This window comes from Microbacterium sp. 1.5R, assembly GCF_001889265.1.
Classification (GTDB): Bacteria; Actinomycetota; Actinomycetes; order Actinomycetales; family Microbacteriaceae; genus Microbacterium.
Map to the genome: position 1 here is coordinate 187867 of NZ_CP018151.1, position 13346 is coordinate 201212.

13 protein-coding genes are annotated in these 13346 nt (G+C 65.1%); 8 read left to right on the forward strand and 5 right to left on the reverse strand.

Annotated features, from left to right (window positions below):
- The first annotated feature begins 18 nt into the window (after window positions 1-18).
- From BMW26_RS00945 to BMW26_RS00965, 5 genes are all read left to right on the forward strand, one after another.
- Entirely contained in the window at window positions 19-1515 is a 1497-nt protein-coding gene (locus BMW26_RS00945) for an MFS transporter (protein ID WP_072590491.1), read from the forward strand.
- Window positions 1512-2756: a M20 family metallopeptidase gene (locus tag BMW26_RS00950; protein ID WP_072590492.1), complete on the forward strand. Its 1245-nt coding sequence runs from the start codon at window positions 1512-1514 to the stop codon at window positions 2754-2756. The genes BMW26_RS00945 and BMW26_RS00950 overlap by 4 nt, the downstream gene beginning before the upstream one ends.
- Entirely contained in the window at window positions 2753-4144 is a 1392-nt protein-coding gene (locus BMW26_RS00955; protein ID WP_072590493.1) for an L-serine ammonia-lyase, read from the forward strand. The genes BMW26_RS00950 and BMW26_RS00955 overlap by 4 nt, the downstream gene beginning before the upstream one ends.
- 399 nt (window positions 4145-4543) lie before the next feature.
- Window positions 4544-6184, forward strand: a complete 1641-nt coding sequence (locus tag BMW26_RS00960; RefSeq protein WP_083569247.1) for an SIR2 family NAD-dependent protein deacylase — start codon at window positions 4544-4546, stop codon at window positions 6182-6184.
- Window positions 6185-6316: 132 nt separating this feature from the next.
- Window positions 6317-6886 (forward strand): dihydrofolate reductase family protein, encoded by a 570-nt coding sequence (locus tag BMW26_RS00965; protein ID WP_072590495.1) that lies wholly within the window; start codon window positions 6317-6319, stop codon window positions 6884-6886.
- Window positions 6887-7348: 462 nt separating this feature from the next.
- On the opposite strand, the gene BMW26_RS00970 is transcribed toward BMW26_RS00965, so the two are convergent.
- Together BMW26_RS00970 and BMW26_RS17525 are read right to left on the reverse strand one after the other, a co-directional pair.
- Window positions 7349-7870: a hypothetical protein gene (locus BMW26_RS00970; protein WP_072590496.1), complete on the reverse strand. Its 522-nt coding sequence runs from the start codon at window positions 7868-7870 to the stop codon at window positions 7349-7351.
- 5 nt (window positions 7871-7875) lie between these two features.
- Window positions 7876-8988, reverse strand: a complete 1113-nt coding sequence (locus BMW26_RS17525; RefSeq protein ID WP_157557376.1) for a hypothetical protein — start codon at window positions 8986-8988, stop codon at window positions 7876-7878.
- Window positions 8989-9219: 231 nt separating this feature from the next.
- Between BMW26_RS17525 and BMW26_RS00980 the strand changes: the two genes are divergently transcribed.
- The 3 genes from BMW26_RS00980 (at window position 9220) to BMW26_RS00990 (ending at window position 10570) form a co-directional block, all read left to right on the forward strand.
- The gene (locus tag BMW26_RS00980; RefSeq protein WP_232224517.1) at window positions 9220-9789 is read left to right on the forward strand and encodes a TetR/AcrR family transcriptional regulator; all 570 of its coding nucleotides are present in this window, start codon (window positions 9220-9222) and stop codon (window positions 9787-9789) included.
- Window positions 9790-9869: 80 nt separating this feature from the next.
- Window positions 9870-10280: a DUF1428 domain-containing protein gene (locus BMW26_RS00985; RefSeq protein ID WP_072590499.1), complete on the forward strand. Its 411-nt coding sequence runs from the start codon at window positions 9870-9872 to the stop codon at window positions 10278-10280.
- Window positions 10281-10375: 95 nt separating this feature from the next.
- A complete protein-coding gene (locus BMW26_RS00990; protein WP_072590500.1) occupies window positions 10376-10570 on the forward strand; it encodes a hypothetical protein in 195 nt (64 codons plus the stop codon).
- 133 nt (window positions 10571-10703) lie between these two features.
- Here the strand turns inward: BMW26_RS00990 and BMW26_RS00995 are convergent, their stop codons facing one another.
- The 3 genes from BMW26_RS00995 to BMW26_RS01005 all read right to left on the reverse strand — a co-directional run bounded on the left by BMW26_RS00995 (window position 10704) and on the right by BMW26_RS01005 (window position 13284).
- Window positions 10704-11015 (reverse strand): hypothetical protein, encoded by a 312-nt coding sequence (locus BMW26_RS00995; RefSeq protein ID WP_072590501.1) that lies wholly within the window; start codon window positions 11013-11015, stop codon window positions 10704-10706.
- A 90-nt stretch (window positions 11016-11105) separates the two neighbouring features.
- Window positions 11106-12104, reverse strand: a complete 999-nt coding sequence (locus tag BMW26_RS01000; protein ID WP_157557377.1) for a hypothetical protein — start codon at window positions 12102-12104, stop codon at window positions 11106-11108.
- 178 nt (window positions 12105-12282) lie between these two features.
- On the reverse strand, window positions 12283-13284 hold the full coding sequence (locus BMW26_RS01005; RefSeq protein WP_072590503.1) for an SDR family NAD(P)-dependent oxidoreductase: 1002 nt from the start codon (window positions 13282-13284) through the stop codon (window positions 12283-12285).
- Window positions 13285-13346 lie beyond the last annotated feature (62 nt).

The window sequence follows — 13346 nt, forward strand, 5'->3', positions numbered from 1 at the left end:
CCCTCTCAAGGAGTCCTCATGGCCGTCCCCGCACCGCCTGGCAAGACCATCTCCGGCCGCTCCGCTGTGCGCGGCGCCGTCGGCTTCCTCGTCATCATGGAGCTCGGCTCCGGCATGCTCCAGGGCTGGTACCCGGTTCTCCTCGCCGCGATCGGCGAGGAGTTCGGCGTGGGTGCCGCCCAGCTCAACTGGGTCAGCGCCGCCTACATGCTCGCGACCGTCGTCTGCGTGCCGATCCTCGCCAAACTCGGCGACCGGTTCGGGCATAAGAAGCTGCTGCTGATCTCGACCGCGCTCGTGGCGCTCGGTTCGATCGTCGTCGCGATCGCTCCGAGCTACGAGCTCTTCCTCGTCGGTCGGGCCCTGCAGGCGCCGCTCGCCGCCTTCCTGCCGCTCGAGTTCGCGATCGTGCGCGACCGTGACGAGAAGTCGGCCGGCCGGTCGATCGGCAAGCTCGTCGGTGCGCTGACGTTCGGAGCGGCCCTCGGTGCCCTCGGCTCCGGCCTCCTCTTCGGAGCGCTCGGCGATCTCCGGGCGGTTCTGTGGATGCCCGCCATCTTCCTTCTCATCTGCGTGCCGGTCGTGGCGTTCCTCGTGCCCGAGACCACGGTCCGCGCCGCTGGAAAGACCGACTGGCTCGGCGCCGCGCTGCTCGGCATCGGACTCCTCGCCGCGCTGGGCGGCATCTCGAACGCATCCGCGTGGGGCTGGACGAACCCGATCACCTGGGTCGCGATCCTCGGCGGTGTCGCTCTGCTCGTCGTCTGGGTGATGGTCGAGAAGCGCGTCGCGCATCCGCTCGTCGACATCGCGCTGCTCACGAAGGGCGGCATCGGACTGCCGATCATCATCGCGTTCCTCTTCGGCGCCCAGCTCTTCGGAGGACAGACCGCGTCGAGCGTCTACGTGCTCAGCGATCCGGATGCCGTCGGCTTCGGCCTCGGGTTCAGCGCCGCCATGGTCGGAGTCATCTCGCTGGCCGCAGCGCTCTCGGCCTTCCTCGCGTCGATCGTCGGAGACCGCGTCGCCGGCCGCATCGGCGCGAAGGGCGCGATCGTCCTCGGCGGTGCCCTGGTCGCAGCGAGCTACCTCGCCTTCATCACCGCACCGACCGTCGTCGCGGTGTTCGTCGGGTCGATGGTGATGGGCGGCCTCGGCAACGGCTTGCTCATCTCGGTGCTGCCGACCATCGTCGTGCGCCGCGCCCCCGCCGACTCGGTCGGCATCGCCTCCGCCCTCTACAACACCTCTCGCACCGCGGCCGGAGCCGTGGCGGGTGCCGTGTTCGCTCTGGTGATGGGCAGCTTCCTCATGACTGTCGGCACGGGTGACGCCGCCGTGACCACCACCTCGTTCGACGGATATGTCGCGGTGTGGAGCATCTGCGCGGGCATCGGGGTCGCGATCGCCGTTCTCGCCCTGTTCCTCCGGGTGCCCCGCCCGGTCGCCGAGGCCCCCACCCCTGTCCCCGCCGTCACCACGGCCGACCCCGTTCTCGAAGGAGAAACCGCATGACCCTCGCAGACCCGACCCTCCGCACCCTGCTCGACCTCGCCGACGCGAAGCAGCGCAGCGCGGATGCCGTGCGCGACTGGGAGCAGCGTCTCATCGAGATCAGCCACGAGATCCACGCCGATCCCGAGATCGCGTTCGAGGAGGTGCGCGCGGCGAACCTGGTCGCGGCGGCTCTGCGCGATGCCGGCTTCACCGCCACGGTCGGCGCGTTCGGTGTCGACACGGCCATCGACGCCAGTTTTGGTGACGGGGAGTTCGTGGTCGCGATCTGCGCCGAGTACGACGCTCTTCCCGGCATCGGCCACGCCTGCGGGCACAACGTCATCGCGGCCGCCGGTCTCGGTGCGGCGATCGCGCTCGCGGCCATCGCCGACGACGCCGGACTCACTGTCAAGCTCCTCGGCACGCCTGCCGAGGAGCACGGCGGCGGCAAGGTGCTCATGCTCGAGGGCGGGGCATGGGAAGACGCCACGGTGTCGCTCATGGTGCACGGCGCCCCCGGCATCGATGTGCGCTGCGAGAGCTTCGCGACCCAGGCCGTCGACCGATTCCAGATCACGTATACGGGGCGGCCAGCGCACGCCGCGGCCGCTCCCGACAAGGGAGTGAACGCGCTGGATGCCGCGACCGTGGCGCTCACGGCGATCGGACTCCTCCGTCAACAGCTGCCGGGCACCGTCCGCACGGCCGCCGTGATCACGCAGGGCGGCGAGGTGACGAACATCATCCCCGCGCGCACCGTGCTGCAGGCCGAGGTGCGCTCGTTCGATCTCGACGAGCTGCGTGACGCCAAACGGCGAGTGATGGCCTGTTTCGAAGCGGGAGCGCTCGCCGCGGGTTGCTCGTGGGAGCAGGTGCGCACCGAGCCGCGCTACGACCCGCTGGTGCAGGAGCCGCTGCTCGCCGACGCGTGGAACGACGCGTTGACCGAGCTCGGCCGCGAGCCCATCGCCTTCTCTGGAATGGCCGGCGGATCGACCGACATGGGCAACGTCTCGCAGGTCGTGCCGTCGATCCACCCCGGCATCGCGATCATCGGATCGACGTCGGCTCCGCACACCGAGGGATTCGCGGCGGATGCGGCGACGCCCGCCGCCGACCGCGCGGTCGTCGACGCGGCCATCGGCCTCGCGTGGGCCGCGGCCACGGCAGCGCTCACGCTGGAGTCCCGCTCCGATCTGCTCGGTCGACAGGCCGCGCGGCCGGTCGGTGCGACCACTCACCCGCAGGGCGAGGAGTGACGACGCTCACCTCTGAGACCGGCGCCCGCAGCAGCGTCTATGTCTCGGCGTTCGACCTGTTCTCGATCGGCATCGGCCCCTCCTCGTCGCACACGGTGGGGCCGATGCGTGCCGGGCGCGACTTCGCGCGGCGCGTGCTGGCGCAGCATCCGGAGGGTCCGAGTCGTGTGGAGGTGGTGCTGTACGGGTCACTCGCGGCGACCGGACTCGGGCACGGCACGCCGGATGCTGTCGTTGCCGGTCTCGCGGGTCTGGATCCTGAGACGTGTGATCCGGGATCCGTCCGTGGTGCGTGGTCGGGGCATCCGGCGGGGTCGCCACTGCTGTTCGGTGGCGTCGTGCCTGTGGCGTTCGACAGCTCCGATGTCGTGCTCGATCCGTTCACCCGGCAGCCCGGGCACCCGAACACACTGGTGATCCGAGCGTTCGGTCCTGGCGGGGCGTCGATGGCGGCGGAGACGTACCTCTCGGTGGGCGGCGGATTCATCCAGCGCGTCGGTGACGTTGTCGAGAGCCCGGTCGTGGCTGACGGGATGCCGTCGTTCCGGACTGCGGCGGAGTTGCTCGCACTGTGCGTCGATGGCCTGTCGATCGCCGACGTCGCGCGGGTCGGCGAGGTCGCGGTCCGCGGGGCGGATGCCGTCGACGCGGGTCTCGACGCGATCTGGACCGCCATGCGCGACTGCGTCGAGGCGGGGCTGGGTGCTTCCGGCGTACTGCCGGGTGGTCTCGGTGTGCCGCGGCGGGCGCGGTCGATGCGCGACAGCATCCTCCGGGCAGAGGCTGCGGGGCAGCCGGTCACGTCCGACTGGCTGCAGGCGTTCGCGCTCGCCGTCAATGAGGAGAACGCCGGGGGTGGGCGGGTCGTCACAGCGCCCACGAACGGTGCCGCCGGCATTCTGCCCGCCGTGCTCATGTACTACTCGCGGTTCGTGCCCGGCGCGGATGCTGCGGCTGTGCGGACCTTCTTGCTCACCGCAGCCGCGATCGGATCGCTGATCAAGGCGAACGCGTCGATCTCGGGCGCGGAGGGCGGATGCCAGGCCGAGGTCGGTTCCGCGTGCGCGATGGCGGCCGCCGGACTCTGCGCCGTTCTCGGCGGCACGCCGCAGCAGGTCGAGAACGCGGCCGAGATCGCGATGGAGCATCACCTCGGGCTCACCTGCGACCCGATCGCCGGGCTCGTGCAGATCCCCTGCATCGAGCGCAACGCGGTCGCCGCGTCGACCGCCGTCACGGCTGCCCGCCTCGCCCTGCACGGCGACGGCAGTCATGTGGTGTCGCTGGATGTCGTGATCGAGACGATGCGTCAGACCGGCGCCGACATGAGCGACAAGTACAAGGAGACCAGTCGGGGTGGGTTGGCGGTGAATGTCGTGGAGTGCTGAGGGTTAGGAGCGGAAGGATCTGCTCATGCCGGTTTCTGGAAACTGCCGAAGTCGCTGGCAAACGACGCGTCGATCGATGCGAACGTGAACTCAGGGGTGAGTGCGCATCGAGCGAGGCTCTGGTTCATCTTCCGCTGCCCAGCAGGCGTAAGCAGGTGCGGTCGATCTTGGTGCCAGCCCGAGTCCATGACCGCTACCGTGATGACGATGTCTACTGGGCGACGCGGCGGATGGGCCTCAACGAGCGCAGGTTGGTGAGGATCACGTCGGCTGTGGCGCGGAGCACAGCGGTTCACCGTCGGTCAAGTGCTTCAGTCATGAACATGTTGCAGTCAGGATGCAAGTGGTCAATCGTCTGGGGTACTTCCCTGTCAGGCGCATCAGCACTAGTTTGACCACGTGCCTCGCTACCTTAATTCTCTCCCAGGTCCGCTTCTCGATGACCTCGTCGAGGGCGACTGGCTGCCGATCATTGGTGCGGGATTCTCGCGGAACGCAGAGTATCAAAATGGCGAGGTTCCGGCAGACTGGTCGGAACTCGGGAAAAAACTCGGGCAGAAGGTAGATGGGGCTCCAGCGGACGCTCCTCCGATCGAGTCGATATCTGCGTATGAGCAAGCGTTTGGCCGTGTGGCGCTCATCGATGCCGTCGGGACTCTGATCCGCGCACATCACGCGCACCCAGGTGAGGCGCACCTTGCATTTGCTCGAGTTGGCTTCACGAACGTGCTTACGACCAATTTCGATTTCCTGCTCGAAAAGGCGTACGACCAAATCTTGAAGAGTTGCTTGCCGATCATCGACGAGACACAGCTATCCGCTCCTAACCGCACTTCTGGTCCGCGCGTGATCAAGTTCCACGGGGATCTGCACCACCCGTCGAGGATGGTTTTAACCGAAGATGACTATGATCGGTTCCTCTCAGAGCATCCGCTTCTCGCCACGAGTATTTCGGCGATGATGGTGGATCATACGGGAGTGTTGATCGGGTACAGCCTCGACGACCCCGACACCCGGCAGTTGCTCACACTGCTGAAACTTCGTCTCGGAAGCATGAAGCGGCCGTTGTGGACGATCCAGTTTGACGCGCAGCCGCACACAGTGGCGAGGTTTGAACGCAGAGGGGTGAAAGTCGTCAATCTGAAACTGGCACCAGGGCACACTCGTTCCGAGGCGTTCGCCCTACTCTTCGACGAACTTGCGGAGTATTGGAAGTCAAAGCTCTTTGAGATCAGTGTCAGCTCGGACGATCGAGTTGCTGCCGACCTGCGTCTGCCGGGCGACGATGCTCGTCGGCTCTGCTACTTTGCGATCCCGCCGCGACTAGTGGGGTGGTACCGCGACAACGTGTTTCCCGAGGCTGAGGCTTTTGGTCTGGTGCCAGTTGTGCAACGGGAGGTTTTTAGCGCCCCCGGTACTGCGCCTACCAAGGTCGACGCGCTTGTGGAGCGATCCCTGATAGTCATCGCTGAACTCGACGCCGATTATGAATCGTATGAAGCGTCCTTTGCTCTCGCTACCAAAGGCGCCCGGAACGTTCTTCTGGTTCGCGATGATCGTGAACTAAAAGGGAGGATGGAGCGCGCTCGGTCGCTGTCGGTTCGCCCATCCTTGAGTGAGGCGACGCTCCTCTATCGGCCTTCTCTTGACGGTGATCCGGCGGGGTTTGTAGATGAGATTAGACGATGGCTTACTGATGTCGTGCCTGCCGCTGAGAGCCACCGCGACGAACCGGCGCGTCTTCTGGCTTCTCGCCACTTCGGTCCCGCGCTCATTTCTGCGGTTTCCTTGCTTGAGGTTGCTCTCGGCCGCGCGTTCGTCGGCAAGGGGGAGGATCCCGCCCGCCCGAACTTGCGAAATTTGGTCAAGCATGCGCGCAGGGCTGGTCTGATTGAGTCCGACGAGGAGCTGCACCGCATTGAACAGGCAATCACCAAACGCAACGAGGCTGTCCACCGCGTGGCTATCGTGACATCTCAGCAGGCGCGCGCTGGAATCGAAGCGATCATGCCTGTAGTTCAGCGCGCGGATCGCTGGTGACGCTAGGCCGGAGAGAACCCACAGATAGCGGATATTAGGGGGCGCCCTCAGCGCCCTCACAGTGTGTCAGTACCCAGAGTTCCACTCTCACGTCCGGAACCGCCCACAGTCGCATCGAAGGAGATCGGCGAGATGAGACCACTGCGCTACGCGATCAACGTCACGCTCGACGGCTGCGCCCACCATGAGGCGGGCGTCGCTCCCGACGAGGAGCTGATGGGCTTCTGGACGGCTGAGATGCAGCGAGCGGATGCCGTGATCTACGGCAGAAAGACGTACGAAATGATGGAGTCCGCCTGGCGGCGTCCGGAGTCGGGGGTGTGGCCGGACTGGATGAACGAGTGGGAGATCCCGTTCGCCGAGGCGCTCGACCGTATGCCGAAGCACGTCGTCTCGAGCACGCTGGAGTCCGTCGACTGGAACGCCGAGATCCTGCAGGGTGACCTGGGTGTGGCCGTTAAGCAGCTCAAGCAGCAGCCGGGCGAGAGGCTGTCCGTCGGTGGGGTGACCCTTTCGCTGGCGCTCGCGGAGCTGGGGTTGATCGACGAGTACATCTTCGTCGTGCATCCGATCATCGCCGGGCACGGACCGAGGCTGCTCGAGGGATTGAGCGAGCGCTTGAGTCTCGAGCTCGTGGACCGACGGGAGTTCGGGTCAGGGGCGGTCGCGAACCGCTATCGCCCGGTGCCCCTCGATCGGTGAGCGAGCGAAGCGAGTCCGAACGTGGTGGCTCAGCCGGCATCCGGATGCTGCGTGCCTGGCGACGGCTCCACAGCGCAACGAACCCTGCGTAGGCGCTGAACGTCACGATGTAACCGAGCACGAGGATCCACGACCCGGGTGCGTGCGGGTACAACGAGCTCGGGTAGAGCAGAAGAGGCTGCTTGACGGCCTGAGCAAGCGCCTCGCGTTTGAGCTCGTGGATCGGCACGAGTTCGGGTCAGGAGTGGTGGAGCAGCGGTGCCGACCAGCGCGCCTTCCTTATTCTCCGGGGCAGGGAATACTGCGACGCGGATGCCGAAGCGCGACTGTGTCATTGAACTCACTTGTCCTGAGTTACCTAACCATCACCCGACTGTTCCACGATTAGGCCATCAAAAGCTTGGTTCGAAAGGGGCCCGCGCGAACCTTGGCCTGTTGTCGCGGGCGCACCCCGATGGCCGATCACTCGAAGTCCGACAGATTCTCTCTTGTGTTATCCGCCTCTTCATTGACGAAACCATCCCATAGGAGATTTGCCACAAATATCAGAGACAGAGCAACGTAAGCGAGCGCGGCTGGCCCCGCCGCTCCAAGTGTGACGGCGATCCAGTGCGTAAGTGGCTCCACATCCTCTGTATCCATCAATGCAAGGATGAACACCGCGACGGCAGCTCCCACAGAGACGTGGATGCTCATGAGGATAAGTGCGCCGGCTTCGTTGAGAGCGCGAATGCGAACCGCGTCGACCTTTCGGCCGCGCGTGAGGATCCGTTCTCGCCATGCCGCCACCTGGGCAAACCCAGCCAGCAACGCACCAACTAGCAGCGCTGCTGCCGCGAGCATCATCTCAGCCTCGTTGGCGATCGTCTGAGTGGCTATCAGTGCAGTGGCCACAACGGCCGGGATGCCAAACAACGCGACGCGCGCACCCCAATCGGGCTTCTCGGCACCGTTGGTCGATCGCCGCCGAAGTCCTGAGAGCACGCCTCCTAAGAGTGGGCGGGGGTTGAACCTGTCAAGCATCGTGCCACCTCATGCGGATCGATCTCCTGGATCTCGACGCCCTCTTGATCTGCGATTTTCGCAAGACGCGAGGACACTTCTGAGTAGTGGGTATACGGATCCGGCTTGATGTCAGAGACGGGGTACGTGAAGGCGTCCTTCAGAGTGTCCGCTGTGATGGTCGTGGTTGCCTCAGACGTACTCCGGACGCTGATCGCTGCTGTCTCATAGCGAGCTTGCTCGCCATCGTCGATGAGATCCTGATCCTGAAGTAGATCAGAGACCTCGGACACTGCCTGATGAGCAGTCGTCGTTTCTCCGGCGCGCCAACGCTGAGTCCATCGCCTACCGAGAGTACGGCCGACATCGATGATGTTTTGATCTCGCAACTTGATCTGCAGAACCCGATCGACGTACGCCTTGCCGCCGCGAGCATCCATGCGCTTGCTCTTGAACACCACAGATGCGGAATCAGCGCCGGCGAGGATCTCGTCCAGATACGTATCGTCGGACGCCTGTTTATGGTCAAACATCAGGCGGGTCCTCTTCGGCGCAGCAGCTGGTCGGTTCCCTTTAGCTTTCGATGCGTCCCGAGCTTGTTTGTCGCGTGCCTGAAGCTCGCTACGGTGTTTCGTGCTCTCTTCCCGGAGAATCTTCAGGAGCCGAAGCAGAGGGTCGCGTCGGTGGATGGTCTGCGTAACCACAAAAAAATGGGAGTCGCGCTCAGACGGAAAAAGGAAGGTCACGGCATGTTCAGCTTCGGGTGACCAATTCTCAAGGTTCTTTGCCTTCTTGTTGAGCTTCGTAGCTTTCGAGTGACTTCCCGTCTCACCAATCGAGATACCAACGTGCAGCAAGTGTGCGTTGACGTCCTCCACGGTGTTAACCGTCGCTGTTCGCACCGGCTTTCCCGTCTCGCTCCCATCCGGCCGAGTGGATGGCAGGAACCGAACGGTTCCATTACGTTGCAGGCGCCCAAGCAGGAGTGCGATCTCATGCCGCAGGGGCGAATCGTGTGCTGCGTTCAAGGGCTCGTTGCCCGACTTGCGATTTGGGTACGCCTCGACGATGAAGACCCTGAATCCGTATGTGCGTGCCATTCGGTCAATATATCGGCACAGGCGTCATGGTTCACAATACTGCGGTGGCGTGACGAGCGGCTCGACGCCCCTCTTGATGGTCTTACACCGACCAGGATTGGAGCGGGAGACCAACTCCCTTCGCTCCGACCAACTGGGAGCTCGCGATGGTTGGGTCGCTCCTCGCACGTCGGTTTCGAACGTAGTCGTGGTGCAAGGCAAGTCGCGTCGATCCCTGAGTAGCCTGTTCTAGTGCCCCGTCCCCGAAGTGAAGCCGCGCGCCAGTCCGTGCTCGAGGCAATGCGCACTGCCGTCGTGGCCGGTGAGTACGAGGCAGTGACAATCGAGGGACTCGCGGAGTCTGCGGCAGTCTCCAAACAGACGATCTACCGCTGGTGGCCGTCGAAGGCGGCGATCCTCGGCGAGGCGCTGCTCGAGGGAGAGGTGCCACTCGCGGATGCGACCGTCGCGATGAGCGACGATATCGGGGCCGACCTGCACGCCTGGTTCTCCGCGATGTCCGCCGGCATGGAGAGGCCCGAAGGCGTCGCACTCGCCAGAGCGCTCATCGCGGTGACGGCCACCGATCACGAACTCGGACTCGCGCTCAACGAGCGGCTCGCGGCGCCGATCCGCTCGTGGGTTGCCGAGTGGATCGCGCGCGGACAGTCGGCGGGCGAGATCCGCGCGGACGTGGATGCTGCCGCCATCGCCGACCAGCTCATCGCCATGGCGTCATATGCTGCGCTCATCGGTCAGCCGTTGAGCGTAGAGCGCGTCGAGGAGACGGTGACGCGGCTGCTGCGAGGCATTGCGCGGTAGGAATCGTCCAGCCAGGGTGGAGGGGAACGGCGGCGGATATCCGCGCGATCAACAGGTGAAGCCGAGGACTGGAGCCGAGCATGGTCATCGCTGACATCACCGTCGTTCCGGTGCCGACCGAACACAAAGCCGCCTATCTGGAGTTCTCGAAGCGGATGGCAGACGTGTACCGCCACCACGGTGCGATCAGCGTCGTCGACTACTGGCAGTCGAGTGATTCAGCGGATCAGGCCGACTTTCACGCCGACGGGGCGTCGTATGAAGCAAGCGAGCTCAAGAGCATCGCCGAGCTTGCGGGAGCGATCGCCGGAGAGTCCGTCGTGGTCTCGGTGATCACGTGGCCGTCGCGCGAGGCTCGCGACCGTGGGACGGCTGCCGCCACGCAGGACGCTCGTGTCCTCGAGACGCTCGACGAAGATCCCGTGTTCGACGGAGGTCGCGTGATCGGTGACAGCTTCGAGATCGCGATGAGCGTTCAGCCCGACGAGTAACCGGCGCCGGTTGCTTGGTGCAGTAGGCGAGCATCGCGTCGGTCGCTGCGCGCATCTGGGTCGACGCTGCATCCAGCCCTGTGACGTCTCCGGTGATGGCCTTCTCGCCCTCGGCGACGAACGCGTCGATGCTCGTCGTCCACGAGTCGCGGAGCGTGACGAACTCGTCGGGTCCGTCGACACCGCGGATGTTCTCGGCGACGACCTTGACCTCATCGAGCGCCGCCTGCGCGGCCTCGGGGGTTGGTGAGCTGACGCTCTCGATCACACCCGTCACCTGCACGGCCTGAGCAGCGACCTGACCGCAGGCCGCGAGGGTCGACGCCTGAGAGCATCCGGACAGCAGCAGGATGCCGACGGCCAGCGTCGCGAGCGCGGGGAGCTTCTTCATGCGAGTCACTGTAGGCGGGGGAGATGTGAGGTTCACGCCGAGCCCCAGGCGGGGCCGGCGAAGGTCACCGGCTTGCCCGCGGCTTCTGCGTAGACGATCTCGCGGAACGTCGGTTCGCCGAAGCGCCCGCCCTGGTTCAGGACGACCACTCGATCGGCGAGGTCGATCCTGCGCAGGTGCAGCTCGTCGAGCGCGGCCTTCTGCTCTGCGGTGATCGGGGTGTCGATCTCGGCAGGCATGAGGACGATGACGCCGGCGAGCGTCAAGGACTGGCTCAGGGCTCTCATATCTTCGGCGAACCGCATGGAGCCGCAGATGCAGACAATCTCGGGACGCTCGGGCACGCGCTCAGCCTCTCACCCGGTGTGCAACGGGGCGATGAACGGGGAGCGCCGCCAGGCTACTTTGTCAATTGCTTGTCTCGCGACGTGCACTTAATACAACCCCCGGGGGTGCTTCGAGTGTTGCAGGCAGGCGGGTCCCGTCGCCGAACGTGGGCGTCGGAAGCTCGCCCCTCGATCAACTACCGGACCCGACAGCTTCAACCATTCGCCCCAGTCTTCGTTGAGCATTCCTCGCTGGAATGCGGCAAGCTGCTGACGCTCCGCCGCGAAGTAATTGGCGAAGGCGTCCGCGACGGCCGGCCTCTTACCCTCAAGAACATCAGCGGCTCTGCTGACGTATTCGATCGTGTCCCAGAGTAGATCCTGAACATCGACGAAGGCGCCGTCGATTCTCGCTGCGAGTGTCGCCGGAATATCCTCCGGTCCGATGCTCATCATCGGGCGTTTGGTGCGCCGCACGACGAGCTCGACCCCTGCCGCGAGGGGCGGATTCGGCTTCGCGAAATCGATCCACGATTCGTCGGGGCCAGCGGGGTGATCCTGAACGTGATCGAAGACCATCGGAAACTGGGGGTCTGCGATAAGGAACAGCGACAAGGGGTCGCGGTGCTTGTCGAACCGATGAAGGTCGTTCAGCAGCACCGGTAGCCGAGCGCCAGTGACGAACGGTTGTATCGCGCGCAGTTTCGCGATCCGCTTGGCCCCGAGCGCAACAACGTGCTTGCGCCCCACGAGTGCGTCCCAGGCCTCCTCCGTCGATGCGATGGGGAAGGAAGTCTGAACATCCTCACCCTTCGTCCAGGTCAACGCAGGATCCGCGTGTGAGGCGAGGAACATCGCTCGATCCAGCGTTGCTCGCGCCTGGAAAAGGATGTTGCTCAGCTTGTACTCGAGCTCGACGGGCACGAGTTCGCCGCGGACGCGAACTACGTATATTGCTCGCGTTCGATCGGGGTCGAAGCGCGGCACCGCGAGCACCCGAATTCGCTTGCGGTGGTAATCGGCAGCCTCGTGAAGGTAGTCAAACGACTCCTGCATCAGGATGCCGATTCCTTTGAACAGTCGGCTTGGCTCAGCGGGTTTGCTCACGATGTCATCATGGCGGGGGATTCGTCGTTCGCCTAGGTCTGCCACCACCTCGACTGCAGACTCGCTCGCTACGTCAGCCGTCAGCATGCACGAGCCTGTGCGGCCTGTGCGCAGCGAGCGAGGCTGAGACAGTCGCACGTCGGTTCGCGCCTACCGGCTCGAGGTCAACCTCCACCGCTTACTGCACCGACCATCCACCGTCGGACGCCAGCACGGCACCGTTGATGTTCACGGCGTCGTCCGACAGCAGGAACGTGATCGACGCGGCGAGGTGCTCGGCGGTCGCGACCGTCGGGATCGCCTGCTGGAACGGGGCCAGGCGACCGGAGCCGTACTCCGACATGTTCGGGGGCATCGGAATGCCGGTGGCGACGCCGCCGGGAGCGACCGAGTTCACTCGGATGCCCTTCGGCCCGTACATGAACGCCGCGGACTTCGTGACGCCGATGATGCCGTGCTTGCTGGCCGTGTAGGCGTTGCCCGACGAGTTGCCACGCAGGCCCGCTTCGCTGGAGACGTTGAGGATCGAGCCGCGGCCGGCCTTCTCCATGATCGGCAGCACCGCGCGCATGAGCTTGAACGGGGCGGTGAGGTTGATGGCGATGACGCGGTCCCAGACGGCATCCGAGGTCTCGCCAGCGGGGGAGAAGTCGTCGTTGATGCCGGCGACGTTCGCGAGGGCGTCGATGCGGTCGCCCGCGGCGGCGATGACGGCGTCGATCGCGTCCTGCTTGGTGAGGTCTCCGGCGACGGTGGTGATGTCGGCATCCGGCAGCTCGGCCTTCAGAGCGTCGAGCTTGTCGGCGGCGATGTCGGAGGCGATGACGCGTCCTCCTTCACGGGCGATGCGGGATGCCGTGGCCTTACCGATTCCGGATGCTGCGCCCGTGACGATCACGGTCTTGCCCGCGAAACGTCCGGTGGTGGGCTTCTCCGTCCAGCCCTCGGACTCGTCGGCCTCGGGGATCTCGCCGCCGTTGGCTGCGCGCACTAGGTCATCGACGACCGACTGCGGGAGCGCACCCTGGCTCATCGCGACGAGCTGCTGCAGCGGGAGTCCGAGCACGGGGGTGAGGAGCTCGGGGTCGGCGCCCGTCTGCTCGAAGAGTGCGCGGATGAGTGGCCCGCCGGTCGGGTCGTTCATCCAGTCGCCGATGGTGGAGTGTGCTGTGAGGGCCATGGTCGAGCTCCTTGAGGCTTGGGTTTCGCAACGGTGCGTCTACTTACCAGACTAGCGCTGCA